Source organism: Spongiibacter pelagi, from assembly GCF_014705705.1.
In the GTDB taxonomy this organism is placed as follows: Bacteria; Pseudomonadota; Gammaproteobacteria; order Pseudomonadales; family Spongiibacteraceae; genus Spongiibacter; species Spongiibacter pelagi.
This window is the reverse complement of sequence record NZ_JACXLD010000002.1, coordinates 437,518-462,830: the sequence shown is the minus strand read 5'-3', so window position 1 is coordinate 462,830 and position 25,313 is coordinate 437,518. Positions and strand designations below refer to the sequence as shown.

Sequence of the window (25,313 nt, the reverse complement as noted above, 5' to 3'; positions counted from 1 at the left end):
ACCAAGGGTGATGATATAGTCCGGCTACTGCGAAAGCAGATAGATAAACGTCAAAATCCGATGCCCTTAAAAGCGTGCCGGTTCGAGTCCGGCCTCCGGTACCACTACAAAAAAGCCCAGCTCATTGAGCTGGGCTTTTTGCTTTCTATTGGGGTAGACAAAATAAGCGCAACGTTTTTCGCTGTCCCAGGCTTGTAAGGGCGACAACAGGTGCTTGTTAACTGTCGTCTCGCGGCTCAAAACCAACCGTCCATCCAGTTATTACCTCACCCTTCCAATATTTAAACAAAGTTCCGAATATAAGTTTTACTCCGGTTTCTGAGCTGTAGCCGCTTAAGGCAATTTTGTAGACTATTTCCTTATTTCGAAATAGTTTAATAATAATTAGCCCATCATCGATTTTTAAATTTGTTTCCTTCTCATGGTAAGTATCCCATACCCCATCTTCAAGCTCGTAGCGAAACTTCACGGAGAGATCATCAGATATGAGCAACTCCATTTCTCTTTCAGGCTTATCAGCACCTAATTTTTTTAGTAATTCTAATTGCTCTTCTGAAGGGTAGAGTCTATGCGTCTTCCAAGCTCCAATGGCACTCTCTGCGTTGATAGTTTCGGCAAATGCTGGTTGAAGATTTAATAAGAGGATGCACAGTGTAAATATTTTCCTCATGAGGCTCCTCAGACAGTTAACACCTCAATAACCGGCAGCGTTGTGGCAAAGCCACGCTTTTAGCTGTCCGGCGCCGTAGGCGCGTAGTTAATTGAAACTTACTCGGACAAAACCTTAAAACTTGAAAATATTTGATTGAAAACCTCCCAACTCCTATCAATTAGTTGACTCTTGGTTGGGACATTACGAGCTGAGTTTTTACTAATGTCGATCTCTACCACGTAGAAATATTCTTCGCCAGCAACTAGAGACAATATGAGAAAAGAGCTTTCTGACTCATAGACACTATAGAATGCTCTCTTTGAGAGGTGATCAAACTGTTGCTCGGCGATTGGTCTGAGATTGCTGTTTCGACCTTTCGACTTTCCATCAAAAACTTTCTGGACGTACGGCTCCAGAGGCTGACTCGCTGACTCTTTAATAATTACAGCATGATATAAATTCAAGTCGAATGCTGCCGGGCCAAATACGGCACCCACGACTATGTTATCTTCGTTAATCTCATGTACTTTCGTATAAGTCCATTCATACCTATCATCCTTAGAACGCTCTGGCGGGTGGGGCAATATCACTGAAAATTCCCTGTTTTCAGATATATACTCCCCCTCCGAATTCACCTCTCCTTTTAGAAACTTTGGTGCAGGCACTAAGCCACCAATAATACCCCCAGTACCAGAGCATCCTGCCAAGAAGCAACTAATGACGAAAAGTAGAAATAGTCTCATGAATTACCCCTTGGGTTATAACATTGTAATAGCGAGCACGCTCGATTTATCATTTCTTTGATTTTCATACTGTCACCAAAACTTCTCTGCAGCTGGCATTGCAGGTTAGCGGCCAACAGCTCACAAAAACAAAACGAGCGTGCGCGTTAACCAACCAATTTCCTTTTGTACCTGGCTGGCTTGCATTCCAGCACTCAACACTTTTTATAGCAGACTACCGCAAGGAGTGGCCAGAGCCGGGAGACTGAAGCATTCACTAAATGCTGATATGCGCAAATTACTAGGCCAATCAAGCCAGAAAATTTTCGTCTTAAGAGCAACGATTTGTCATAGGACAAGAATCATACAGAAAAAATAAATTATTTTCTTTATTTTTCAATAGGTTACGAGGCCGCAAATAGCTGTGACGGATTCAAAATCCCCCGCCCTTAAAAGCGTGCCGGTTCGAGTCCGGCCTCTGGTACCAAATTACAAAAGATGCCTCGCACTAGCGGGGCATTTTTGTAATTGTAATTGTAGTTTCAGTCTGTAAAAACTGGGACTTGCTAAGATTGCGCTGCAAATTCATATGGGCGAACTTGCAGCAGAGACTGATGCTGACGAGCCACCCAGAGATCATAAGCATTTTGCAGCCTGAGCCAATGGTCTGCAGATGGTTTTTTAAATACCAATTCTAGCCGCAATGCCATTTCTGGAGTAATAGAACCCCGGCCATTTAAAACTTTAGATAGTGTTTTACGGCTTATATTCAGGTGCTCAGAGACATCAGTAATTGTTACACCGGTTGGCTCAATTACTAACTCCTTAAGAATTTCACCCGGATGAGCCGGGTTATACATACTCATTAGTGATAATCCTCATAGTTAACAATTTCAGTATCCTTACCGGTAAAACGGAAAGTAACTCTCCAATTGTCGCATTTATTACTTTACGAAACCGTAGACAGCTTAATAAAACCCAACACAAACGTAAGGGCAGCGAGAAGCACTGATCCCTACCTCCCCCTACCCTCCGTTAGGCACACAATCTTTTCAATGAGAAGTTAGGTTCTTGCTCCCTGCCCTTCTCATAATCTGCAAAGCCCATTAGACTGCACCCCCATAAAAATACGGGTATGAGCCTTACCGGAGAAGAAAATATGGGTGCTAAAACCTCACTGAGAGTCCTTAATTGCTTGCTAATCAGCGGCAGTTTGATTGCGGCAGCACACGCCGATGAATCACAGGAAAAACCAAAGAAAGAGCAGGCGCTAAAACTGGAAACCCTTTCAGTCACCGCCAACCGCATTGAGCGTGAAGCGCTGCAGGAAAGTCTTTCTATTTCGGTTATCGGCCAAGACGAAATTCGCAGTATCGGCTCCACCCATATCAATGAAATTCTAAACCGCGTACCCGGCGTTTGGATCAGCCGTGGCAATGGTCAAGAGCATCTCACCGCTATTCGTTCGGGCGTACTTACTGGCGCTGGCAGTTGTGGCGCGTTTTATTTTGCCGAAGACGGCATCCCCCTGCGCAGCCCCGGCTTTTGTAATGTAAACGAACTGTTTGACGCCAATAGCGAACAGGCGCAAAGCATTGAAGTATTGCGCGGCCCCGGCACCGCCGTGCACGGCAGCAATGCTCTGAATGGAGTTATTAATGTCATTAGCCCTGCGATTCCGGATGCTGGCGAAAAAACCGGCAATGTCGCCGTTGAGGCCGGCCCTCACGATTACGGCCGCATCAAATTACAGTATGGCGAAGGCCAAAAAGATGGCGGCATGATGCTGAGCTTTCACGGTGAAAGCGATAATGGCTATAAAGATGATTCCGGCTTTGACCAGCAAAAAATGACGTTGCGTCATTTACATAAAGGCGAAACGTGGAATATCACCTCGCAACTGGCGGCGTCTAATCTGAATCAAGAAACCGCCGGCTATTTAAATGGCAAAGACGCCTATAAAGATGACGATCTTAAAAAGCTTAACGGCAATCCCGAAGCCTTCCGGAATAGCTTGAGCGTGCGTTATTTCAGCCGCTTTGAGCGCGAAGGCAATAATGATAGCCGTCTGGTACTAACCCCCTATCTGCGCTACACCGAGATGGAGTTTTTGCAGCATTTTCTACCGAATACGCCGCTGGAAGAAAACGGCGAGCGTAGCGCAGGACTACAAACCATTTTCTTCCATCAGCCTTCAGAAGACCTGACTCTGCACAATGGTTTTGATGCTGAGCTGACCAAGGCCTATTTAAAAGAGACGCAATCAGCGCCAAGTTCTGGCGTTTTTCCTACGGGCAAACATTACGACTATGAGGTAGATAGCATCTATGCCGCTTGGTTTATCGGCAGTGATTGGCAGATTAACGAGTCAAATCAACTAAGCATGGGAATTCGCTACGACATTCAGTTATACGATTACGATAACCTGATGGTTGACGGCAATTTTGCTGAGGATGGAACGCCATGCCCTGTCACCGCTTCAAACCCAACGGGGGCCTGCCGTTTCTCCCGCCCATCCGATGATGTAAACCAGTTCCGCAACGCCTCTTACCGTATTGGTTATTTGCTGAATATGACCGACTACAGCGATTTATTCGTTAACGCCGCTCATGGCTTCCGCGCACCACAGGCCAGCGAGATGTATCGCCTGCAAGCTACTCAGCAAAGTACTGACCTGAATAAAGAATCGCTAGACAGCATCGAGCTGGGCCTGCGCACCAAGTGGTCACGCTTAAGCTGGCAGCTCAATGCTTACTTTATGGAAAAAGACGAGCTGATTATTCAGGACAATAACCGCAATAACTTTAATGGCGGTGCCACCCGCAGTCGCGGTGTGGAATTCAGTATGGATTGGGCACTGACCAACACGGTGAGCTGGGCCTTACAATCGGCCTATGCGAAACACACCTTTAATAATGATGTTCTGGCCAATAAGTACAATGATTTAACTTCTGCCCCGCGCAAAACCGCCAGCACCCAATTAAATTGGAAGATGACCGATTCCAGCCGCCTTACCCTGGAAGCGGCCTATACCGGTGAATATTTCCTCGATGACGCCAATGACCACACCTACCCCGGTCATACCTTGGTGAATCTGCGCTGGCAGCAGGATTACAAAAACAATGCCTACAGCATTATTCGCGTCAACAATTTGGGCGATGTGGATTACGCCGAGCGCGCTCGCTACTCCTTTGGTAATTACCAATATTTTGTTGGCGAGCCCCGCGCGGTATTTATCGAGCTAGGCTTACGCTACTAACAGTATTTCGGTAACCACAGCACAAATAAAAAGGGCTTCTAAATAGAAGCCCTTTTCCTTATATCGTGAACCAGCAATTAGGCGAACGAGGCCAAGCCCACTGCCTTGCGGGCCTTAGAAACCAATTTTGCCGCCTCAGCACGGGCTTTTTCAGCGCCCGCCGCCAGTACGGCATCTAGCTGGGTACCGTCTTCGATAATTTCTTCGTAGCGCTGGCGGGCCTCTGACAATTCACTGTTGATCAACTCAAACAGATCTTTCTTGGCCTGTCCCCAGGCAATGCCCTGCTCAAACTTTGCCCGCATTTCTTGGCGCTGTGATTGATCGGCAAAAGCGCACCAGATTTCAAACACGGTTGAGGTATCGGGATCTTTGGGTTCACCCGGCTCCAACAGATTCGTTTTGATTTTATTAATGTGTTTCTGCAGCTTTTTCTCTGGCAAAAACAAGGGAATGGTATTGCCGTAGCTTTTACTCATTTTGCGGCCATCAAGGCCGCTCAATACCGCTACATTGTCATCGATAACCGCTTCTGGCAGAGCAAAGGTGTCACCATAAATATGATTGAAACGCTGGGCCATATCCCGCGCCATTTCAATGTGTTGAATCTGATCACGCCCCACCGGCACGCGATTGGCGTTGAAGGCCAGAATATCCGCCGCCATCAATACCGGATAACTAAACAGGCCCATGGTGATGCCAAAATCAGCATCTTCGCCCTTGTCCTCGTTTTCCTGCACCGCCGCCTTGTAAGCGTGGGCGCGGTTCATTAAACCTTTCGCGCAAACACAGCTCAGAATCCAGCTTAATTCGGTAATTTCAGGCACATCGGACTGACGGTAAAAGGTGCAGCGATCGGTATCCAAGCCCAGCGCAATCCACGTGGCGGCAATTTCACGCGCCGATTGATGCACAAGTTTTGGGTCCTGGCATTTAATCAGCGCATGGTAATCGGCAAGGAAAAAGAAACTATCAAAGTCAGCACTCTGGCTTTCATTGATGGCGGGACGAATCGCCCCTACATAATTTCCCAGATGAGGCGTACCGGTGGTGGTGATTCCCGTCAGTACTCTCTGCTTTGCTTGCTCTACTGCCATTTCCAATCCTGTTATGAACTTCTTTTGCACGCCGTACTGCGCGCAAATTAAAAGCCGCTATGATACTCGCCCGTCCTGTACGGAACAATTAACAAACCGTGAAAGCACATTGTCGATACAGGCTTTGTATAGCGGAGCCAGCACCGGCCAGGCAAAACGCGCAACATCTGGCTGGGGCAAATCACCACCTTGCTTGTCTTGTAAACGCAGGAGCAACATCTCAAGCACAGCCTCCGCCCCGCCATCGTGTTGATAGAAATATTCTGAGTCAAACCATTCCGGGTAAACCAAGTGATTGGGCAATACTGGCGTACAGCCATGCGCTACCGCCTCTAGCACGGACAAGCCTTGAAAATCATGGAGTGCGGTGGACAACACCACATCGCAAGCAGACAGTAATTGCAGATAGGCTTGTGGTTTCTCGACAAACCCCCAGTCCTTCAATCTCAGACTAGAACTGCTTGAAATCACTTGGTGAATTTTTGAAAACGCCGGCGGCTGATTGCGGAATTGCTGCCCCACAATACTGAAATCCACAGCCAAGCCCGTACGATCACAAGCCTCAACAATCGACAACAACGTGTCTGGCCCCTTGTCATATTCCCAGCGATGATTCCACAGCACAGAGAGCTGTTCACCCGCCATACGCTTGCTCGGAGAAAGGCCGGCCCCAGCAACACCAACGGGAATCACACAGCTGTTTTGCAGTTGCTCATTTACCTTCTCGAAGGGCGCATGATCAGGCATTTTTTTCAGCAGTGCGGTCACACCCTGTATAAAACTCTCCCGGTTATAGTGGCTATTAAAGATCACACAATCGGCACTGAGCGCGCTGTATAGCGTGGTCATTTGGTTTTCCAAACGCCCTTGCTGTTGGCTGGATTCGGGGTAGGCAAACTGATTTTCGTGGCAATACAAGATATTAGGAATACGAGACAGGCTGGGAATAAAACTACGCAGGCCGGTGAGGTCGCACATCGAGGTAGCAATCAGTAGATCGTAGTCCTGTGATAGTATGTCGCGGTTTTCAAATGCCCAGCTCAGGCTATTACCGCGCAGTCGCCAATTAAAATAGCGCGGCGCTAAATGCAGCTCCGTCCAGGAATAGTCAGGAAGGCTTTGCTGCAAACCTTGAGCCCACAGCGCATGGCTTTGAGCGTGATAAGCAGAAAGTAATAAAACGCGCATAAGACCTCTGGGCAACCACAACTTTAGTGCGGTCACACTATACCGCCAAGATGATAAAAACGCTTTTTAAAGCCGGATTAAATAGTCAGTAGACTGGAGAACATAATGAGCCAATTCGACACCCTGAATTACAGCAAATCTGATGGACTGGTTACGATCACCCTCAACCGCCCCAATGCCGCTAACAGTATTAACCTGAAAATGGCAGAAGAGCTTTGTGAAGCGGCCATTCTGTGCGACAGCGATCCAGAGGTGCGTGCCGTTCTATTAACCAGCAATGGCAAAATGTTTTCCGCCGGTGGCGATCTGCCCTCTTTCATTGAAGCCGGCGCTGGCGCAGGTGCCTTGCTGAAAGCAGTAACCACCGCATTACATAGCGCCAATAGCCGCTTTGCTCGGATGCGTGCGCCCTTGGTTGTGGCGGTTAATGGTACGGCGGCAGGGGCCGGCTTAAGTTTGGCGCTATCTGGCGATATGGTGTTTGCCGCAGAGTCCGCCAAATTCACGCTAGCCTATACCGGTGTGGCTCTGAGCCCAGATGGTGGTGCCAGCCACTTATTGCCACGATTGATCGGCATGCGCCGCACCCAGGAAATGCTATATACCAATCGCGTGGTTAGCGCCGCTGAAGCGCTGGAATGGGGAATGCTGACTCGCGTTGTCGCCGATGCCGATTTACTGGAAGAAGCCAGCAAGCTGGCCAAGCAATTGGCACAGGGCCCTACTCGCTCATTTGGCCAGAGCAAAGCCTTGCTGCTGGAAAGTTTTGAAAATGGTTTTGAAAAGCAGCTAGAGCTGGAAAGCCGCAGTATTTCTGCGTTGATCGATGCGGTGGATGGTCAAGAAGGTATTCGCGCCTTTGCAGAAAAACGTAAACCCGTTTTCCAAGGTAAATAAGCTTAAGGGCAAATAAGTTTAGAGAAAGCCGCTCTGGGAAATCCGGAGCGGGTTCTTAAATACTAATAATCTCAAACCAGACGCTGATAAAACCCGCTCAGTACGCGATACAGGCTGCTAGCATCTTTGCTGCCCGCCAGCTCACGAATAGAGTGCATAGCAAAGGTTGGCACGCCAATATCCAGCGTGGCAACACCAATTGCCGAGGCCGTAATCGGGCCAATTGTACTGCCGCAGGCCATATCTGAACGCACCACAAAGCTTTGCACGGTTTCACCCAATCGAGAGCACAGCTCTCTAAAGCTCGCCATGGTGTCGCTGTTACTCGCATAACGCTGATTCACATTCACCTTAATTACGGCGCCCTTATTCAACAGCGGGCCGTGATTGGCGTCATGCTTGTCACTGAAGTTGGGATGAATGCCGTGGGCATTATCCGCAGAGATCATATTGGAGCGGGAAATAGCGCGCTGCCACGCTGTTTCAGTGCCGGCGATACGGCGCAGCACCGATTCCAGCATCGGCCCTTGCGCGCCACTGCTGGACATACTGCCAACTTCCTCGTGATCGTTACACACCAACACGCTGTGTTGGCTTGCATCGCCCTCAAGCAGGGCTTTCAAACCGATAAAACAAGACAGCAAATTATCTAAACGGGCGCTGGCGATAAATTCGTTTTCCCAGCCGATCAGCGCGGCACCTTGTCGGTCGTAAAAACATAACTCGTGAGCCAAGACGTCTGAAACTTCAGTCACACCCTGCTCAAGCAGTAATTGTTTTACCAGGGCAACAAAGCTGAAGTCATCATTGGGCTGACTAATCAATACCGGCAAATCGGTTTGAGGATTCACGCTACGGCTATTATTCGCCTCGCGATCGAGATGAATCGCCAAACTGGGCACCACACCAATGGCACGGCCACTATCAATCAGGGTGCTCTGCAACTGCCCTTTTTGATCGCGATAGTTTACGCGACCGGCCAAGCCGAGATCACGATCAAACCAAGGGTTCAATAATGCGCCGCCGTAAACCTCTACGCCGAGCTGTAAGTAACCCTGCTTTTTAATTTCAGGATTGGGCTTTACCTTTAAACAGGGGCTGTCGGTATGCGCACCCACCATGCGCCAGCCGCTCTCCTCTACCGGCGCGTTGCCGACTCGAAATGCGACAATAGAGCTATCGTTGCGGGTCACAAAATAGCTGCCCGGCGCTAAATCCCACTCAGCGGATTCTTGTAAGCGAACAAAACCCGCCTCGAACAATTGCCGAGACATTTCCGCCACACAATGAAATGGCGTTGGGCTGGCATCAAGGAATGCCAGTAATTGTTGATTAAAAGTATCGCGGGATAATTGGGTTTGAGTCATAGTTTTTCTTGATCGGCTTTTGTTCAAATCTATTTACGGGCAACACTACTATTTCTGACTTGTTGCTTGCAAAGCTAGCAGCAAACTCGAGGTGTCTTTACGCCCACCCCCTAAATTCTGCACTTGCGCATAAAACTGATCGACCAAGGCAGTAACGGGCAAGGATAGCTTTTGTTGGCGGGCTTCATCCAAAACATAGCCCAAATCTTTGCGCATCCAGTCTACCGCAAAGCCAAATTCAAATTCGCCCTGCAGCATGGTTCCAGCGCGGTTTTCCATTTGCCAAGATTGGGCGGCACCTGCAGAGATCACCTCTACCACGGCATTCATATCCAAGCCTTGCTGAGTACCAAAGTGCATCCCCTCAGCCAAGCCCTGCAACAAACCGGCAATACAAATTTGATTAACCATTTTTGCCAATTGGCCCGCGCCACTGTCGCCCAATAATTTATAGCGAGCAGAGTAGGATTTAAGCACCGGCTCAATGCGCTCAAAAGCCGCCGCCTGCCCCCCTGCCATTACGGTTAGTACGCCGTTTTCGGCCCCGGCCTGACCACCGGAAACCGGCGCATCAATAAAATATTTGCCTCTGGCACTGGCCACCTCGGCCATATCGCGGGCGAGCTGTGCGGATGTTGTCGAGTGATCAACCACAATGCCGTTCTCCGCCATTGCATCGAACACCCCGCCCTCGGCGCAAAGCACCTCGCGCACATCCTGATCGGCACCTAAGCAAATGGCAACCACATCAGCCCCTTGCGCGGCCTCAGCTATTGAACCGGCGACCACACCCGCATATTCGGCAGCCCAGCGATCGCGCACTGCAGGATTGCGGTTGAATACCGTCAGCTCAAAGCCCTTCTCTGCGGTGTGGCGAGATAAATGCCCCGCCATGGGAAAACCCATGGTTCCCAATCCGATAAAAGCGACTTTTGTCAGGCTGCTCATGATTACTTCCTGTCAGTTCATTAAAATCGCGAATAGCACCAACGCGAGAATCACCCGGTAAATCGCAAAGGGCATCATGCCAATACGCTCTATCCAACCCATAAACAAGCGAATACAAATATAGGCACACACCGCCGACACCACAAAACCCAGCGACAAATCAAACCAGTCGATCGGCATGGAAGACTGCACCAGCTCAAGTAGTTTGTAGCTGCCAGCAGCGGCGATAATCGGCATAGAAAGCAGGAATGAAAAGCGCGCGGCATCACGGCGATTCAAGCCCATAAGTAAGGCCGCAGTGATAGTAATCCCTGAACGCGAAGTGCCGGGCACCAAGGCAAGGGCTTGGGCAAAACCCACTATCAAGGCGATTTTTATGCCGATATCGGCAATATCCAAGCGATGGCTGGAGGTTTTATCTACCACACCAAGCACCACGCCGAAGACCAAGGTAGTAGTTGCCAGCACCCAACCCGAACGGAGCTGCGTTTCGATAATGTCGTTAAATAACAGGCCGGCGACAACTGCCGGAATGGTGGCGAGAATAACCAGCCATGCCAAACGGCTATCTGCATTGAGCTGGCGTCGCGCGATACTGCCACCCCAAGCCGTCAATAAAACCTGAACATCGCGACGAAAATACCAAACCACCGCTAACAGCGAGCCGACATGCACGGCAACATCAAACGCCAAGCCCTGATCAGGCCAGCCGAGCAATGTTTGCGGTAATACAAGGTGGCCGGAACTTGAGATCGGCAGGAACTCTGTAAGCCCTTGAATTGCCGCTAAGATGATTGCTTGAATCCAATCCATTTCGGTTTTATTCCTTATCTATTTATTTCCAAGCTCTCTATTTCCAAGCTTTTTATTTCCAGGCTCTCTATTTCCAGGCTTTTTATTTCCAAGCAACGCTATCACGCAGATAAACAGCCTGTGCCTGTTCTGGCGATTGCGCCTCTCCACGAAGAAAAGCAGCCAAGGCAATTTGCGCAACCGCAGAGGCTCGTGGAGACCAGTCAGGCAAAAGTGTTTCAATAGCCGGGCTTGTAGCTAAACGTGGCGCATAAACCCACCCGCTACCTAGCGCTGCCGCGTAGTCGGTGCGAGAAAAATCCCACTGCTCCGGCTTACACAGTCGATCTTCGCGCAGCGGCTGGCATAACTGCTCGCCAATAATAAATTCACCGCAATAGACCTCATCCATGCGCGCATCAAGACAGGCGATAATAGCCTCACCCTGACGATCGTGGCCGTATTGATCTGCCCACGCCTGAGCCATGCAGTGCAAGGTAGAAACACCAATCACCGGCACACCCGCAGCAAAAGCCAAACCTTGAACCGTGGCCACGCCAACGCGTAAGCCGGTAAACGATCCCGGCCCTGCGGTATAGGCTATGGCATCGAGCTGAGCAGGTTTGATGTTGGCTGCCGACAACATTTCATCAATCATCGGCAGTAAAAAACGCGTATGGGCGCGCGGTAACTCTCTGAAGTCTTCACGCAATTCGCCATCAATCAACAAGGCAACAGAACAGGCCTCTGTACTGGCATCGACAGCAAGAATTTTCGGTGTGGGATTCGACATGGGAAAAATCAGTGATATAACTGCACAAACCAGCGGATCATAGCACAGCCACATGAATAAGCCTCAGCAAAACACACACCCTTTCACCCTACTTATACTCGCCGGTGGCGAGGGCCGACGTATGGGGGGGATCGACAAGGGTTTATTAGATTGGCAGGGCAAACCCTTAATCTCTGGTGGCGTGAATGCCTTTACACAACTGGCCTCGCAAACCGTGATCAGTTGCAACCGCAACAGCGAACAATATGCGCGTTATGGCCAAGTGGTGAATGATGAGCTGCCTGGATTTAACGGACCTTTAGCGGGAATTCAGTCGGGATTACGACTAGCGAAGGAAAACTGGATATTAGTGCTGCCCTGCGACAGTCCCGCGCCGCCGAAATCATTATTGAATCGCTTATTCGACACCGCCAAGGAGAAGAATGCCTCGATCTGCTATGCCCACGATGGCGCACAGGGGCAATATTTATTCGCGTTGATAAACCGAAATACCCTGCCCGCTCTCGAAACATACTTGGCAGAAGGACAACGCAGTGTCCGGCACTGGTACCGCGATCAAGGGGCGGTCGCCGTCGACTTTTCAGATCAGCCGGATGGATTTAAAAATCTTAATACACCCGAAGATCTCAATTAAATTCGGCCGTTCGCTTATTAAATAAAAAAGGGAGCCTAAGCTCCCTAGCTTAAACCCCCTTTCAATTTTTTACTGCTTCGCTGAAATCTGCGGAGCAATTTTTACATTAGGCTGACGCTTTGGGCGCCGCTTTTTTAGCCGGTGCTTTTTTCGCTACTGCTTTCTTCGCAGGGGCTTTTTTCACTGCGGATTTAGCCGCCGTTTTTTTCGCTACTGCTTTTTTAGCTGGGGCCTTTTTGGCTGGAGTCTTTTTAGTCGCCACTTTCTTCGCTGGGGCTTTTTTCACTGCAGGTTTAGCCGCCGCTTTTTTTGCCGGAGATTTTTTCACTGCAGCCTTAGCTGCGGATTTTTTTGGCGCGGTAGTTTTGCTGGAGAGTTGCTTAACTGCTTGCTTGTGCTTAGCAACCAATTTCTTTTGAATCTGAGAAACTTTGGCTTTGTTTTCTGCCGCACGCTTTTTCATAAAACGCTTTTCAAACAGCGCGACCGCTTTCGCCAAATCCATTTCTGCTTTTTTAGCCAATGCCGCAGCGCGCTCCTGCACCTTCTGCATAATTGCTTGTTCAGAGGCTTTTAGTTTCGCTTCTGCTTTAGCCACAACAACAGCACGCTGACCCATAGTCAGTTTGGCACGGCTCGCTTTCAATTTCGCGCTGGCTTTTGTTGCTGCTGCCGCCGCACGTTTTGAGGCATTTTTGCTGGCTGCCGTTGCTTTGGTTTTTGCGGTGGCTTTAGCCGCTTCTAATTTTTGCTTGGCCGCTGCCAATGCCTGACGATCTTTTTCGATCATCGCTTCAATTTTTTTCAAACCTTGTTCCGCTTTTACCACAACCGGCATAGCCGATACGGAAACGTTCGCCGCAGCTTTTTTTGCTGCCGCACGTGGGGCTTTGGCTTTAGCGCGTACCGCTTTTTTTACAGTAGTGCTGGCTTTTTTAGGTGCGGCTGAAGCTTTACGTTTGGCTTTTGCTGCTGGCATTTTTATTCTCCTTACAGAATAAAGTTTGCAAATTTCTGGCTAAAAATAGCACAGAAAAAAATTAGTGCAAATTTTAATCAGAAAAATCAGAGAGTTTTGCCAACAATCTACACATAATAATTAGAAGGTAGCGCTAAGCTTTTAATGAATCCAAGAACGGCTTACACAATTCCAGCATCAAATCTTGATGTAATTCACTGTCGTTTAAACACGGCAAATATTGAAAACGCTCTCCGCCACTATGCCTGAAAATTTCCTGTCCTTCGCCGTCAATCTCTTCCAGCGTTTCCAAACATTCCACTGCAAATGCAGGGCAAATAACATCTAAGTTTTTTACGCCCCGCGCAGGTAAAGCTTCTAATGTTTTATCGGTATAGGGCTGTAACCACTCGGCTTTACCCAAGCGAGATTGATAAGTTACTTGCCACTGCTCTGCATTAAGTTGCAGTGCATCAGCCAAGTTCTGAGCGGTTTGTTCGCAATGTTGTTGGTAAGGGTCGCCTAAATCGACATTGCGCTTGGGAATGCCGTGAAAGGACATCAATAATTTTTCACCGCGCTCATTTTGCTGCCAATAATCTGCGACCGATTGCGCCAGTGTTTGGATATATGCGGGATGATCGTGGTAATTGCGAATCCAACTCCACTGGGGAATGTCGCGACATTTTTTAAAATAATCTGCCACGATATCCATACACGCTGCCGTGGTGGTCGCTGAATATTGTGGGTACAAGGGCAGAAATAAAAAATTTTCCACGCCCGATTCACGAAGTTCATCCAGCACGCTAGGAATTGATGGATTGCAATAGGTCATGGCGAGGCGAACTGTGATGTCGCGCTGTGGGTACTGCTCTCGGATTTTTTGTTCTACGCCCTGCGCTAGTTCCTGCGAAAAAAATTTGAGAGGTGAAATATCGCCAAACCAGATTTGCTTATAAGCCTTGGCGGCTTTTCCTGATCGAAACGGCAGGATGATTAAATAAAGAATCAACATCCACAGCAGACGCGGCACTTCCACAACTCGGCGGTCAGACAAAAATTCCTTTAGAAACGTTCTTACATATTTACGCTCAGGTTTGTCCGGTGTACCGAGGTTGATCAGAATAATCGCAGATTTCATTGTTGTGCTTTTCCCAGAAGCCGAGTTTAGCGTGCAGTACGCATTTTACTCAGTGACGGATGATCAAGATAAGACTTTGCTGAAACAAAAAAGGCACCGCAAGGTGCCTTTCTCAAATTACATGGTGAAAAAAACAATCAAGCCAGCGCTTCCAGTACGCGGCCAGTGATTTCTTCCACTGTTCCAACGCCATTAATTGAAGCGTACTGAGGTGCCTTGTCGCCAGACAGATCACTGTAGAACGCAACCAGCGGTTTGGTTTGCTCGTGATACACCTTCAGGCGGTTGCGTACTGTTTCTTCGCGATCATCTTCGCGCTGAATCAGTGCTTCGCCGGTTTCATCGTCCACACCTTCTTGTTTGGGTGGATTGAAAACAACGTGGTAGGTACGGCCAGATGCTTCGTGGGTGCGGCGACCGCTCATACGGGTAACGATATCTTCATCGGCAACTTGGATTTCAAGAACCTTGTCGATATCCACACCGGCTTCCAGCATGGCTTCAGCTTGGGGAATGGTGCGTGGGAAGCCGTCAAACAAAAAGCCGTTTTGGCAATCCGCTTGAGTAATGCGCTCTTTTACCAAACCGATAATGATTTCATCTGAAACCAAACCGCCAGTCGCCATGATTTCTTTAACCTGCAGGCCCAGCTCACTGCCCGCTTTTACCGCTGCCCGCAGCATGTCACCCGTTGAAATCTGGGGAATCGCGAATTTCTCGCAAATGAATTGGGCCTGTGTGCCTTTACCTGCACCCGGTGGTCCTAACAGAATCACGCGCATGGAGCGCCTCCTTCCAAAGATAAAAAAACGTTGGCTCTCAAAAGGACAGACCCTCTGAGGTCATTGATCTGGTGGCAATGAAAGCCGGACACAATACACAGCAAAGCCTAATCAAACAAGTCTACTTTTGTCTAAGCGGTGCTTGATTTTTGCTACAGAACCCAGCAAGAAACAGAATTTTAGCCGTCATTTGCGACATTTTCTGTTAGCAATTATGAATTTCTCAGGCCGACTATTAGCCGCTGAATTACAGTCCTGACTGCTTCGCCTCGGTCCAAAACCGATCTAATTGCGGGTTGTGGGTATTATCCAGCACCAAGCCCTGCTCCTTGGCCCGCTGTTCCACAAAGCGAAAACGGCGCTCAAATTTGTTAGAGGCAGCGCGAAGTACCGCTTCTGCATCTAACTTAAGGTGACGACACAGATTAATAGCGGAAAACAGCACATCGCCCATTTCATCTGCCAAGGCGTCTTTATCATTGCTGTGCAGCTCGGCTTCTAGCTCAAACAACTCGGCGCGCAGTGCAGCCACAACATCGCTTACATTCTGCCAATCAAAACCGATCTGGCTGGCGCGTTTTTGCATTTTACTGGCGCGGCTAGTTCCCGGCAGCGCCTTGGGAATATCATCCATTAGGCTGTGCAGTGCTTTTTCGCTGCGCTCTTCCTGTTTGATTTGCTCCCACTTCGCCCAGATTTCCTGCTCATTGGGTGCCTCGCCTTCACGCTGCTCGTCTAAGGTGCCGTTGGGGAAAACATGGGGATGGCGGCGCAGTAATTTGTCAGTAATGCCGTGTACTACTTCAGCAAAGTCGAATGCACCCTGCTCTTTACCTAGCTGGCTGTAAAACACCACTTGAAACAAGACGTCACCAAGCTCACCGGGAATTTGAGCTTGATCGCCTTGTTCAATCGCATCAATTAGCTCGTAAGTTTCTTCTAGTGTATAGGGCGCAATGCTGGCAAAGGTCTGTTTCAGGTCCCAGGGACATCCGGTTTCAGGATCGCGAAGCCGGCTCATTACCGCCAGTAAGTCCTCCATCTGATACATACTCAAGATTCCCTTACCCGCTTAACATTAATGACGTTGGGCAGGCCATTCAGGCGGTTAAACAAGTCGGAAAGCGCGGCAAGATCGCTAATTTCCATACGAATACGCATGGTGGCGGTATGCTCTGATGAATCGCTGAGTGTATTCATGGCGGTCACGTTCACCTTCTCGCTGGCGAGTTGATTGGTGATATCGCGCAGCAGACCTTGGCGGTCGTAAGCGACAATTTCCACATCGACCGGATAGGTGGTTTTCTGCTCGCTGCTCCATTCCACCGCGATAATGCGATGCGGCTCTACACTCTGTAATTGCAGCAATTTGCTACAGTCTTGGCGGTGAACGCTAACGCCACGACCAACGGTGATATAACCTGCAATAGCCTCACCCGGCAGGGGCTTACAACAACCGGCAAAATGGGTCATTAAATTACCGACACCACTGACCCGAATTTGGCCTTCTTTAGCGGAGCTCGGCAGTCGAATCTTGGGCGCAATCTCGTCTTTATCAACGTCCTGACCGGTTAAACGATAGGCCAATTTGATAAGTTGAGCGGTACTGATATCACCTGCCCCCAATGAGGCATAGAGGTCTTCGACGGTGGCGCAATTAAGCTGATCGGCTATGTATTTATAGTCGACGCTATTCAGCGCCAGACGTTTAAATTCTTTTTCGATCAGCGCGCGACCAGCCTGAATATTGTCTTCTTTGGCTTGCTGACGGAACCAGTGTTGCACCTTGCTGCGGGCACGGCTGGTTTTTAAATAACCCAGATTGGTTTGCAGCCAATCGCGACGCGGACTACTTTCTTTACCGGTTAAGATTTCAACGCGCTCACCGGTTTTTAGAGTGTAGGTTAAAGGCACGATACGCCCATTGACCTTGGCACCCCGGCAGCGGTTACCGACCTCGGTATGAATGTGATAAGCAAAATCTAGCGGCGTAGCGCCATTTTGCAAATTGACCACATGGCCTTCTGGCGTGAAAACGTAAACCCGCTCTAGGGTATGGCTGAATTGTTCCGCCACATCGCTGGAGCTGCCGGTCTCTTCATGCCAATCAAGAACTTGGCGAAGCCAAGCGATTTTTTCGTCGTAGGCGCTGGTATTGCGGGCGGTTTTATCGGTGCCCTTGTACATCCAGTGCGAGCAAACACCAAACTCGGCCTCTTCGTGCATGGCACGGGTACGAATCTGAACTTCCAAGACCTTACCGCCCGGCCCGATTACCGCCGTGTGCAATGAGCGGTAGCCGTTCTCTTTTGGGTTGGCGATATAGTCGTCAAATTCATTGGGGATATTGCGCCACAAACCATGCACCAAACCCAGTGCGCTGTAGCAAGATTTGAGGTCGGGCACCATCACTCGCACGGCGCGAATATCATAGACCTGAGAAAAGCCTATGCCCTTGCGCTGCATTTTGCGCCAAATACTGTAGATATGTTTGGCGCGCCCGGCGATTTCCGCCTCGATGCCATCGGCTTCAAGCGCCTTATGCAGGCTATCTATCACATCATCAATATAGTGCTGCCGGTCTAAGCGCTTTTCATCCAGCAGCTTGGCAATTTTTTTATAGGCCAGCGGCTCGAGGTAGCGGAAAGACAAATCTTCCAGCTCCCATTTGATATGACCGATACCCAAGCGGTGAGCCAACGGCGCATAAATATCAAAGACTTCACGGGCAACGCGCTCGCGTTTGTCGGGACGATCTTTTACCGCACGAATCGCCGAGGTCCGTTCGGCGAGTTTGATCAGTGCCACGCGCACATCGTCTACTAGCGCCACCAGCATTTTACGAATGGTTTCACTCTGAGCTTCAGACTGCCCCAATACCGGCGTATCGAGCTGGGCATTGACCTTGGAGATGGCCGCCATGCCCAACACGCCGTCAACCAGCTTGGCTTCAACAGCACCAAACTCATCGCGCAACTGTTCAATACTGAGCTGACCTTCCCGCACCGCACGGTAAAGCGTGGCAGCGATAAGACTCTGCTGATCAAGATGTAAATCGGCGAGGATTTCCACCATCTCAAGGGCGGTAAGAAAGCTGTCGGATTCGACATCGCCATGCTTTTTGGTGGACGGCAATTCGGCACAGCGTTCGGCAAGCTCAAAAGCGCGTTTGAGCTCTTCGCAATCAATATGCTGACGATCTATCGGCAGACGATCAATCCAGCGCTGCAGGTCTACCCTGCCATCTTCGTGCTGGGGATAATCTTCGCGAACTTTAACCATGTAGCTTAACCATAGGCCTTAGGGCTGGAGCGCATCGTTGAAAACACCCGTCGAAAGATAGCGATCTCCACGGTCACAAATAATGGCCACGATCACCGCGTTTTCAACTTGTTGACTCAATTGCAAAGCACCGGCCACCGCACCACCCGATGACACCCCACAGAAGATGCCTTCTTGTGCGGCCAAGGCCCGCATGGTGTTTTCCGCCGTTTGCTGGTCCATATCGATAATCCGGTCAACCCGCGGCGCCTCATAAATTTTTGGCAAATAGGCTTCTGGCCAACGGCGAATTCCGGGAATACTGGAGCAGTCATCAGGCTGCAAACCCACAATTTCGATTGCCGGGTTTTGTTCTTTCAAATAATGGGAAACCCCCATGATGGTGCCAGTGGTTCCCATCGAACTGACAAAATGGGTAATCCGCCCCCCAGTTTGCTGCCAAATCTCCGGGCCGGTTCCCTCATAGTGGGCGCGGGGATTATCACTATTGGCAAATTGATCCAATACAATTCCCTCGCCCCGCGCCTGCATCTCCAAAGCGAGATCACGCGCGCCTTCCATACCTGACTCCTGACTGACCTCAATCAGCTCAGCGCCATAGGCGGCCATGGCCAGCTTGCGCTCCAAACTCATATGGCTGGGCATAATCAGCTTCATTTTGTAGCCTTTGATCGCCGCCGCCATAGCCAAGGCGATACCGGTATTGCCGCTTGTGGCCTCAATCAGAGTATCACCGGGTTTGATATCACCGCGCTGCTCAGCACGACGAATCATACTCATAGCCGGACGATCTTTTACAGAGCCAGCCGGGTTATTGCCCTCCAGCTTAACCAGAATGGTATTGCTGGTTTGACCGGGCAAACGCTGCAGACGCACTAACGGGGTATTACCGACGTAATGCTCGATGGTGGGAAAATCAGCCATAAAAACAACAACCTTGAAGCACTGGCGGCATGGAGAATCCATCAGGGTGGAGTATGATAGTGCGGCCAAGTAAAAAGACGACACGATAATACCACTGCTAGAGGATTCGGCTCCAGCAATGCGCAAACGCCTGAGCATAAGAACACTGATTTTGTTAATGGGCCTGGTACCCATTACCTTGCTATGCCTGATTTTTGGTGGATTTATCGTCAACAACCAAATCGGCAATATCAATAAACTAATGAGCGACCGCGCCGAAGGTACCGTGCGGGAATTTAGCGCGCTGATTAGCCCCATATTGGAAGACACCAGCTCACAGGCGTCGACCAAAGCGGGACTCAGCCGCATGGCAAACAGCTTGCTGGAATCGCCGGGCACAAGAAGCGTGGCGATCTATGATGCTGAGGCCAAATTACTTTTACAAAGCGGCCCAGTGCTGCCCGCGCCAGAATTTACCGAGTCAGCTGAACTCCCCACCAATGAACAAGGCCGCTATTTTCAATTAACTCGACCCGTGTACGGCCCAGCATTAACCCAAGCCGATTTTCACGCGCCACTGGGCTGGGTGCAGATTGGATTCCACAATCACGATTACCAATTATCCAAATATCAGACCTTACTGGTCAGCTCGCTGGGTATTACTGCGGCCTTGTGTATCGCTGCAATACTGGCGCTGTATATCAACCTAAGACTGAATCAAGACACCAAATCTATTCGCCGCGCACTGGAACGACTCATTAAGGGCGAGCATAATTTTTACCTGCAAATTGCCGGCGACGACAGTCTCAGTGATATCGCCGAGCTGGTAAACAATCTACGTCAGGCGCACTTGCAAGCCTTGTCTGAGCTTGAGAACTCTATTCAGCAGGGCCACACCGACCTGCACAACACGCTGGAAACCTTAGAGGTTCAAAACATAGAACTGGATCTGGCCCGCCGGGAAGCGATAGAGGCCAGCCGTATCAAATCTGAGTTTCTGGCCAATACCAGCCATGAGATCCGCACCCCGCTCAACGCCATTATCGGCTTTAGTAATGTCTTGCTGAAAACCGAGCTGGATAAACGTCAGCATCAATCCACTGAATCCATTCGTATTGCGGCGGGTAATCTACTCACCATCATTAACGACATTCTGGATTTTTCCAAACTGGAAGCGGGCAAGCTGGTGCTGGATAAAGGCCCGGTTAGTATTCGTGATGTTCTGGAAGAAACCCTGCAAATGCAGGCCCCCGCCGCCCTAGACAAGCAACTGGATCTGATTCTAGATATTGACCTAGACGTGCCAGAAACTGTGGAATCTGATGCGCTCCGACTCAAGCAGGTTTTCACCAACTTAGTGAGCAACGCCATTAAGTTTACCCAGCACGGCCATGTCATTATCTCGGTCAGTGCGAGCCATTTTGAACAGGGCATGGTCACCCTTAATTTTAATGTCACGGATACCGGCATTGGACTTTCGGGCGAACAGCAGAAGAAGCTGTTTCGTGACTTCAGTCAGGCAGACGCCTCGATTACGCGCCAATATGGCGGCACCGGTTTGGGACTGGTCATCGTCAAACGCATTATTGAACAAATGCATGGCGAAATTGGGGTGGAAAGTGAAACCGGAAAAGGTGCCCTATTCTGGGTTTCACTCAACCTTCCCATTAGCAATACCACCTTAGAGCTGCGCCCATTTAACCGGCTGCAGAACAAATCTGTATCGCTCTATGCTACCCAGCCTCTGCAACAGAACGCCTTGCAAAAACTTCTGCAAAGTTGGGGGATCAAGGTTGTTGCCGCCGACAGTTTAGACGCGATGGACAGTCACACCGACTACCGCCTGCTGGCCTTGGGTTGCAATGATACCGAATCTATTTTGCCGCAAGTCGATCGGGATAATACGGTGGTTATTAGCCCCTGTCCCAAAACCGAATTACCCCAAAAAGCCGCCTTGCTTCCGGCACCAGTGAATCACTGCCAGCTTTTTGATGCGCTTTATCGCGGGCGAAAAGCCCAAACCAATGAACCGCAATTTAGCGGCAACCACGTGTTGTTAGTTGATGACAATCCAGCAAACTTATTGTTTTTGTCGGACGCCTTGAGCCAGTTTGGTATTGCTACCGTCACCGCAAAAAATGGCCCCGAAGCCATTCAACGCTGCCTTAGCGAACGCTTTGATTTAATTTTGATGGACATTCAAATGCCCCAGCTGGACGGCATTGATACCAGCACCGCGATTCGTCATCAGGGCGCGAACACCAATACGCCTATCGTCTTGGTCTCCGCCCACCTTGCGCCAGACGATCCGCTGCAACTGCGCAAGGCAGGCATTAACGACTTTATCAGCAAGCCGGTTACCGACACCCAATTGCGCGTGATCTTTGAGCGCTATTTATTGGTTAAAGAGGTCAATCCATCCGCATTCAATGGTGACACCACCGAGCGCCCAGTCGATATAGAACTGTGTTTACAGCTCGCCAAGCAGCGTCCGGCAATGGCAAAAGAAATGCTCGGCATTATGCTGAACGATTTACCCAGCCAATTGGAACAGCTTCGCCACGCCCAAAACACGAATGACTGGACTTCGATTAGCCAGATTAATCATCACTTAAAGGGCGCGTGTTGCTATACCGGGGTTCCGAAATTAAAAGCCGCCGTTGAAACACTGGAAGAATTACTGGGGCCGAGTTTGGGAAATAGCGTTTTCACTGAGTCCACGCCCGAACTGCAGCGGGCGCTAAAACTGGTTATTGATGAAGCAGAATTGCTCTGTCAATGGCGAGAAGAATTCGATCTAGACGTTCTTTTTGAATAATCAGGTGGATCTACTCAGCACCACAAAGGCGAGTACAAAGGGCGTTTCATCGCTCAGAGACACATGAGCATGGGTGACGCCCAGCGCGTTTGCTGTTTCTGCGGCCACTCCGGTGATTTGCAGGCTGGGAGCCCCAGATGCGCTTTTTACCACGGTAAAATCATGCAAATTTGCCTGCGCCCCAATCCCAACCGCCAGCGCTTTTGAGGCGGCCTCTTTCACAGCAAAACGCTTGGCTAAAAAGTTCAGCGGCTTGCTTGCACGGGCATATTGTTCGCGTTCTTGTTCATTAAGCACGCGATGCACAAAGCGCTGACCAAAACGAGAAACGGTCTGCTCAATTCGCTTTTGATCCAGTAGGTCTGTTCCCACCCCAAGAATCACAGTTTCATCCCCTCTTGAAATAAACGCCGGCTTTGCAGGGGTTTATCTCCCAGCAAGGGCTGCAGCGACATCTGTGTTAATTTTTTTGCCGCAGCTAGCGCCCCCGGTTGCGCCCAGTCTAAATCGCTAAGCGCCAATAGTACCGATCCGGCAAACACGACTTCGTCGTGAGTCTGGGCAGGCCGCAAACCCTGCTCTGGAATATAACAATACTGCCGCTCAGCCTGTACCGCCTCACCACTGTCGGCACACCACCCAAGTGAAAGACCGTAACCAATTTCTTCCAGCAAGGAAAACTCAAATTGACGAAGACAGGCAACCATTTGCAGTTTGGGGTCGTCAGAAAGTTTTAATTCGCCAAGGGCGTTAAGGCACGTTTTATAGGCGTGAAAAACTTCCGGGTGCGGATCGTAGCGATGCAGGGTGCGCTCAAGTAACTCATTCAGATAAAAGCCGCAATAAAGCGCCTCACCGCTCAGAGAAAACCGACTTAGCGGCTGCACATCCAATAGGGATTTCAATTCGCCACGCCCCTGCCAGGATAAGGCGCAAAGATTAAAGGCCTGCAAGGCAGCCCGCCAACTTTGGCGAGACTTACCACTGCCGCGCAGCCCTTTCACCACCAAGCTCAAACGGCCGTGGTGTTCGCTTAAAACATCAATGATGGCACTGGTGTCGCGGTACGGCCGGACGTGGAGGATGAAACAAGGAAGCAGGTCGACGCGTTGCACGGGAACTTATTTTATTTCGGTATAGCCCAGACTTTGCAGGGCGCGTTCATCGTCAGACCAGCCCGATTTGACCTTCACCCACAAGCGTAGCATCACCTTGCAGTCGAAGGCTTTTTCCATATCGCGGCGCGCTTCTGAGCCGATTTGACGCAGGCGGCTACCACCCTCACCAATCAGGATTTTTTTCTGCCCGGCCCGCTCTACCAGAATCAGCGCACTGATTTCCGTCAATCTCGGGCCCGCTTTAAATTCTTCAATTTCCACGGTCATCGAATAAGGCACTTCTTCCCCAAGCTGACGCATAATTTTTTCGCGAACCAACTCGGCCGCTAAAAAGCGCTCACTGCGATCCGTGATCTGATCTTCGGGATAAAAATGAATACCTTCGGGCAAATAGCGGGTGATCATGGCTTCCAGATCTTCCCGATTATGTCCGCGCAGGGCCGACACCGGCATAATATCGGCGAACTTATATTTTTCAGAATACTGCTGAATCAAGGGCAGCAAGGCATTCTTTTCTGCCAAGCGATCGACCTTGTTGATAACCAAGATGACCGGGCACTCCACACCTTGTAAATGACGAAGCACCAAATCATCTTCTTCAGTCCAGCGATCTCGGTCCACTAGGAATAGCACCACATCAACATCATTCAACGCCGAGCTGGCAGCGCGATTCATATAGCGGTTAATCGCCTTCTGCTCTTTCAGATGCAGGCCGGGCGTATCCACATAAATAGTTTGCACCTCGCCTTCGGTTTTAATACCGAGCACTTGGTGTCTTGTGGTTTGTGGCTTGCGTGAAGTGATGCTCAGCTTTTGGCCGAGAATATGGTTGAGCAAAGTGGACTTACCCACATTGGGACGACCGACAATTGCGACAAAACCGCAACGTGATACCGGCTCAACATTATCCATTCTGGCTACCTTCGAGGAGTTCTAAAACCTGTTGTGCCGCCGCCTGCTCCGCTTTTTTACGGCTGCTACCGGTAGCAATAACTGCATTTTTCAACGCAGCAACTTTACAGGCAATATGAAATTGTTGGGCGTGATCCGCCCCTTCACTGGCTTGTAAGGTATAGCTCGGCAAAGCCTTGCCCCTAGCTTGCAGCCATTCTTGCAGGCGCGTTTTGGCATCTTTTTGCGGCTCAGCGAGATCGATTTCTTCCAAGCGGGAGCCATACCAAGTCAGCACTTTTTGTTGTGTAGTGGCAAAATCGCTGTCGAGATAAATTGCCCCGATCACCGCCTCCACCGCATTGGCACGAATCGATGCCCGCTGGCGACCGCCGCTTTGACGCTCACCTTCGCCTAATTGCAGCACCGCGCCAAATTCCATTTCTGTCGCCAACTCAGACAGGGTTACGCCATTAACCAAATTGGCTCTGAGGCGACTGAGCTGCCCCTCTTTGACATCGGAAAAACGGTGAAACAGGCTCTCGGCAATAATCAGGTTGAGCAGACCATCACCGAGAAACTCCAAACGCTCGTTATTATCTGCACCACAGCTACGGTGTCTAAGCGCACGCAGCAACAGCTGTTCATCGGCAAATTGATAACCGATACGACGACAGAAATTTTCGAGCTCAGGAGTCATTAACGTCGCTGAATCTCATAGCGGACTTCTTCAAACTTCACCACCGCATCAATATTAAACAGCAGCGGCACACGCTTTTCATAGGACGCATCAACCAAAATCACATTGCCGTCAGGCTGAATGGTGATGTCGGAAACCTTAATGGTTTCAACGCGGTTGGTGGTGAACTGCTTGGAAATCGCAGTGCGCACCTGAGCCGGTGAGGTCTCAGTATTATTTTGCGCTTCCACAACTTGTTTCAAAATGTTGTTCAGCGACCAGTTATCAATGTACACCGGTGCTAGACGAACACTGCTGACACCCAGCGTTCCCATCACGGCTACAATGATCAAAATACCAACAAGGCCGACGCCTTTTTGTGAATGTTTCAT

Annotated in this window: 25 protein-coding genes; 5 read left to right on the top strand and 20 right to left on the bottom strand. The window is 49.8% G+C overall.

What is annotated here, in order from left to right; genetic code table 11:
- Positions 1 to 198 (top strand): hypothetical protein (locus IB286_RS15415; protein WP_223826141.1); only part of this gene is annotated, 198 nt, incomplete at its 5' end.
- Positions 199 to 217: 19 nt separating this feature from the next.
- On the opposite strand, the gene IB286_RS06220 is transcribed toward IB286_RS15415, so the two are convergent.
- From IB286_RS06220 to IB286_RS06210, 3 genes are all read right to left on the bottom strand, one after another.
- Positions 218 to 670: a hypothetical protein gene (locus IB286_RS06220; RefSeq protein WP_190763573.1), complete on the bottom strand. Its 453-nt coding sequence runs from the start codon at positions 668 to 670 to the stop codon at positions 218 to 220.
- A 98-nt stretch (positions 671 to 768) separates the two neighbouring features.
- On the bottom strand, positions 769 to 1,395 hold the full coding sequence (locus IB286_RS06215; protein WP_190763571.1) for a hypothetical protein: 627 nt from the start codon (positions 1,393 to 1,395) through the stop codon (positions 769 to 771).
- A gap of 545 nt (positions 1,396 to 1,940) precedes the next feature.
- Entirely contained in the window at positions 1,941 to 2,240 is a 300-nt protein-coding gene (locus tag IB286_RS06210; protein ID WP_190763569.1) for a HigA family addiction module antitoxin, read from the bottom strand.
- 269 nt (positions 2,241 to 2,509) lie between these two features.
- Here IB286_RS06210 and IB286_RS06205 point away from each other — a divergent pair, with 269 nt between their 5' ends.
- A complete protein-coding gene (locus IB286_RS06205) occupies positions 2,510 to 4,633 on the top strand; it encodes a TonB-dependent receptor (protein WP_190763567.1) in 2,124 nt (707 codons plus the stop codon).
- A 77-nt stretch (positions 4,634 to 4,710) separates the two neighbouring features.
- On the opposite strand, the gene IB286_RS06200 is transcribed toward IB286_RS06205, so the two are convergent.
- Both IB286_RS06200 and IB286_RS06195 read right to left on the bottom strand, forming a co-directional pair.
- Positions 4,711 to 5,730 carry a tryptophan--tRNA ligase gene (locus tag IB286_RS06200; protein WP_190763565.1) on the bottom strand — a complete coding sequence of 340 codons (1,020 nt, stop codon included), beginning with the start codon at positions 5,728 to 5,730 and terminating at the stop codon, positions 4,711 to 4,713.
- Positions 5,731 to 5,787: 57 nt separating this feature from the next.
- The gene (locus tag IB286_RS06195) at positions 5,788 to 6,918 is read right to left on the bottom strand and encodes a tRNA-queuosine alpha-mannosyltransferase domain-containing protein (protein WP_190763563.1); all 1,131 of its coding nucleotides are present in this window, start codon (positions 6,916 to 6,918) and stop codon (positions 5,788 to 5,790) included.
- 105 nt (positions 6,919 to 7,023) lie between these two features.
- On the opposite strand from IB286_RS06195, the gene IB286_RS06190 reads away from it, so the two are divergent.
- Complete coding sequence (locus IB286_RS06190; RefSeq protein ID WP_190763561.1) at positions 7,024 to 7,815, top strand: enoyl-CoA hydratase/isomerase family protein; 792 nt, start codon at positions 7,024 to 7,026, stop codon at positions 7,813 to 7,815.
- A gap of 71 nt (positions 7,816 to 7,886) precedes the next feature.
- Here the strand turns inward: IB286_RS06190 and IB286_RS06185 are convergent, their stop codons facing one another.
- The 4 genes from IB286_RS06185 to tsaB all read right to left on the bottom strand — a co-directional run bounded on the left by IB286_RS06185 (position 7,887) and on the right by tsaB (position 11,715).
- Complete coding sequence (locus IB286_RS06185) at positions 7,887 to 9,182, bottom strand: M18 family aminopeptidase (RefSeq protein ID WP_190763559.1); 1,296 nt, start codon at positions 9,180 to 9,182, stop codon at positions 7,887 to 7,889.
- 48 nt (positions 9,183 to 9,230) lie between these two features.
- A complete protein-coding gene (locus IB286_RS06180; RefSeq protein ID WP_223826140.1) occupies positions 9,231 to 10,130 on the bottom strand; it encodes an NAD(P)-dependent oxidoreductase in 900 nt (299 codons plus the stop codon).
- Positions 10,131 to 10,142: 12 nt separating this feature from the next.
- Entirely contained in the window at positions 10,143 to 10,943 is an 801-nt protein-coding gene (locus IB286_RS06175) for an undecaprenyl-diphosphate phosphatase (RefSeq protein ID WP_190763557.1), read from the bottom strand.
- Positions 10,944 to 11,025: 82 nt separating this feature from the next.
- Entirely contained in the window at positions 11,026 to 11,715 is a 690-nt protein-coding gene (tsaB, locus tag IB286_RS06170; RefSeq protein ID WP_190763554.1) for a tRNA (adenosine(37)-N6)-threonylcarbamoyltransferase complex dimerization subunit type 1 TsaB, read from the bottom strand.
- Between the two features lie 52 nt (positions 11,716 to 11,767).
- Between tsaB and mobA the strand changes: the two genes are divergently transcribed.
- Complete coding sequence (gene mobA / locus IB286_RS06165) at positions 11,768 to 12,349, top strand: molybdenum cofactor guanylyltransferase MobA (protein WP_190763553.1); 582 nt, start codon at positions 11,768 to 11,770, stop codon at positions 12,347 to 12,349.
- A 106-nt stretch (positions 12,350 to 12,455) separates the two neighbouring features.
- Here mobA and IB286_RS06160 read toward each other — a convergent pair whose 3' ends face one another.
- The 6 genes from IB286_RS06160 to cysM form a co-directional block, all read right to left on the bottom strand.
- Positions 12,456 to 13,328 (bottom strand): hypothetical protein, encoded by an 873-nt coding sequence (locus IB286_RS06160; protein WP_190763551.1) that lies wholly within the window; start codon positions 13,326 to 13,328, stop codon positions 12,456 to 12,458.
- A gap of 133 nt (positions 13,329 to 13,461) precedes the next feature.
- On the bottom strand, positions 13,462 to 14,448 hold the full coding sequence (gene hemH / locus IB286_RS06155) for a ferrochelatase (RefSeq protein ID WP_190763549.1): 987 nt from the start codon (positions 14,446 to 14,448) through the stop codon (positions 13,462 to 13,464).
- A 137-nt stretch (positions 14,449 to 14,585) separates the two neighbouring features.
- Positions 14,586 to 15,230: an adenylate kinase gene (gene adk / locus IB286_RS06150; RefSeq protein ID WP_190763547.1), complete on the bottom strand. Its 645-nt coding sequence runs from the start codon at positions 15,228 to 15,230 to the stop codon at positions 14,586 to 14,588.
- A gap of 247 nt (positions 15,231 to 15,477) precedes the next feature.
- Positions 15,478 to 16,281: a nucleoside triphosphate pyrophosphohydrolase gene (gene mazG, locus IB286_RS06145; RefSeq protein ID WP_190763545.1), complete on the bottom strand. Its 804-nt coding sequence runs from the start codon at positions 16,279 to 16,281 to the stop codon at positions 15,478 to 15,480.
- A gap of 2 nt (positions 16,282 to 16,283) precedes the next feature.
- Positions 16,284 to 18,512, bottom strand: a complete 2,229-nt coding sequence (relA, locus tag IB286_RS06140; protein WP_190763543.1) for a GTP diphosphokinase — start codon at positions 18,510 to 18,512, stop codon at positions 16,284 to 16,286.
- Between the two features lie 18 nt (positions 18,513 to 18,530).
- Positions 18,531 to 19,436: a cysteine synthase CysM gene (gene cysM, locus IB286_RS06135; RefSeq protein WP_190763541.1), complete on the bottom strand. Its 906-nt coding sequence runs from the start codon at positions 19,434 to 19,436 to the stop codon at positions 18,531 to 18,533.
- A gap of 118 nt (positions 19,437 to 19,554) precedes the next feature.
- Here cysM and IB286_RS06130 point away from each other — a divergent pair, with 118 nt between their 5' ends.
- Positions 19,555 to 22,233, top strand: coding sequence for an ATP-binding protein (locus tag IB286_RS06130; protein WP_190763539.1), 2,679 nt, complete (start codon positions 19,555 to 19,557; stop codon positions 22,231 to 22,233).
- Here the strand turns inward: IB286_RS06130 and acpS are convergent, their stop codons facing one another.
- The 5 genes from acpS to IB286_RS06105 are packed head-to-tail and all read right to left on the bottom strand — an operon-like array spanning position 22,234 to position 25,313.
- Entirely contained in the window at positions 22,234 to 22,617 is a 384-nt protein-coding gene (acpS, locus tag IB286_RS06125; protein ID WP_190763537.1) for a holo-ACP synthase, read from the bottom strand.
- Positions 22,614 to 23,348 (bottom strand): DNA repair protein RecO, encoded by a 735-nt coding sequence (recO, locus tag IB286_RS06120; protein ID WP_190763535.1) that lies wholly within the window; start codon positions 23,346 to 23,348, stop codon positions 22,614 to 22,616. The genes acpS and recO overlap by 4 nt, the downstream gene beginning before the upstream one ends.
- A 6-nt stretch (positions 23,349 to 23,354) precedes the next feature.
- Positions 23,355 to 24,263: a GTPase Era gene (era, locus tag IB286_RS06115; RefSeq protein ID WP_190763533.1), complete on the bottom strand. Its 909-nt coding sequence runs from the start codon at positions 24,261 to 24,263 to the stop codon at positions 23,355 to 23,357.
- On the bottom strand, positions 24,256 to 24,942 hold the full coding sequence (gene rnc / locus IB286_RS06110) for a ribonuclease III (RefSeq protein ID WP_190763530.1): 687 nt from the start codon (positions 24,940 to 24,942) through the stop codon (positions 24,256 to 24,258). Before rnc ends, era begins: the two co-directional genes overlap by 8 nt.
- Positions 24,942 to 25,313 (bottom strand): DUF4845 domain-containing protein, encoded by a 372-nt coding sequence (locus IB286_RS06105; RefSeq protein WP_190763528.1) that lies wholly within the window; start codon positions 25,311 to 25,313, stop codon positions 24,942 to 24,944. The genes rnc and IB286_RS06105 overlap by 1 nt, the downstream gene beginning before the upstream one ends.

Coding starts and splice junctions, on each gene's coding strand:
- IB286_RS06220 (WP_190763573.1), bottom strand. CDS start 670: ATGAGGAAAATATTTACACTGTGCATCCTCTTATTAAATCTTCAACCA.
- IB286_RS06215 (WP_190763571.1), bottom strand. CDS start 1,395: ATGAGACTATTTCTACTTTTCGTCATTAGTTGCTTCTTGGCAGGATGC.
- IB286_RS06210 (WP_190763569.1), bottom strand. CDS start 2,240: ATGAGTATGTATAACCCGGCTCATCCGGGTGAAATTCTTAAGGAGTTA.
- IB286_RS06205 (WP_190763567.1), top strand. CDS start 2,510: ATGAGCCTTACCGGAGAAGAAAATATGGGTGCTAAAACCTCACTGAGA.
- IB286_RS06200 (WP_190763565.1), bottom strand. CDS start 5,730: ATGGCAGTAGAGCAAGCAAAGCAGAGAGTACTGACGGGAATCACCACC.
- IB286_RS06195 (WP_190763563.1), bottom strand. CDS start 6,918: ATGCGCGTTTTATTACTTTCTGCTTATCACGCTCAAAGCCATGCGCTG.
- IB286_RS06190 (WP_190763561.1), top strand. CDS start 7,024: ATGAGCCAATTCGACACCCTGAATTACAGCAAATCTGATGGACTGGTT.
- IB286_RS06185 (WP_190763559.1), bottom strand. CDS start 9,182: ATGACTCAAACCCAATTATCCCGCGATACTTTTAATCAACAATTACTG.
- IB286_RS06180 (WP_223826140.1), bottom strand. CDS start 10,130: ATGAGCAGCCTGACAAAAGTCGCTTTTATCGGATTGGGAACCATGGGT.
- IB286_RS06175 (WP_190763557.1), bottom strand. CDS start 10,943: ATGGATTGGATTCAAGCAATCATCTTAGCGGCAATTCAAGGGCTTACA.
- tsaB (WP_190763554.1), bottom strand. CDS start 11,715: ATGTCGAATCCCACACCGAAAATTCTTGCTGTCGATGCCAGTACAGAG.
- mobA (WP_190763553.1), top strand. CDS start 11,768: ATGAATAAGCCTCAGCAAAACACACACCCTTTCACCCTACTTATACTC.
- IB286_RS06160 (WP_190763551.1), bottom strand. CDS start 13,328: ATGCCAGCAGCAAAAGCCAAACGTAAAGCTTCAGCCGCACCTAAAAAA.
- hemH (WP_190763549.1), bottom strand. CDS start 14,448: ATGAAATCTGCGATTATTCTGATCAACCTCGGTACACCGGACAAACCT.
- adk (WP_190763547.1), bottom strand. CDS start 15,230: ATGCGCGTGATTCTGTTAGGACCACCGGGTGCAGGTAAAGGCACACAG.
- mazG (WP_190763545.1), bottom strand. CDS start 16,281: ATGTATCAGATGGAGGACTTACTGGCGGTAATGAGCCGGCTTCGCGAT.
- relA (WP_190763543.1), bottom strand. CDS start 18,512: ATGGTTAAAGTTCGCGAAGATTATCCCCAGCACGAAGATGGCAGGGTA.
- cysM (WP_190763541.1), bottom strand. CDS start 19,436: ATGGCTGATTTTCCCACCATCGAGCATTACGTCGGTAATACCCCGTTA.
- IB286_RS06130 (WP_190763539.1), top strand. CDS start 19,555: ATGCGCAAACGCCTGAGCATAAGAACACTGATTTTGTTAATGGGCCTG.
- era (WP_190763533.1), bottom strand. CDS start 24,263: ATGGATAATGTTGAGCCGGTATCACGTTGCGGTTTTGTCGCAATTGTC.
- rnc (WP_190763530.1), bottom strand. CDS start 24,942: ATGACTCCTGAGCTCGAAAATTTCTGTCGTCGTATCGGTTATCAATTT.
- IB286_RS06105 (WP_190763528.1), bottom strand. CDS start 25,313: ATGAAACATTCACAAAAAGGCGTCGGCCTTGTTGGTATTTTGATCATT.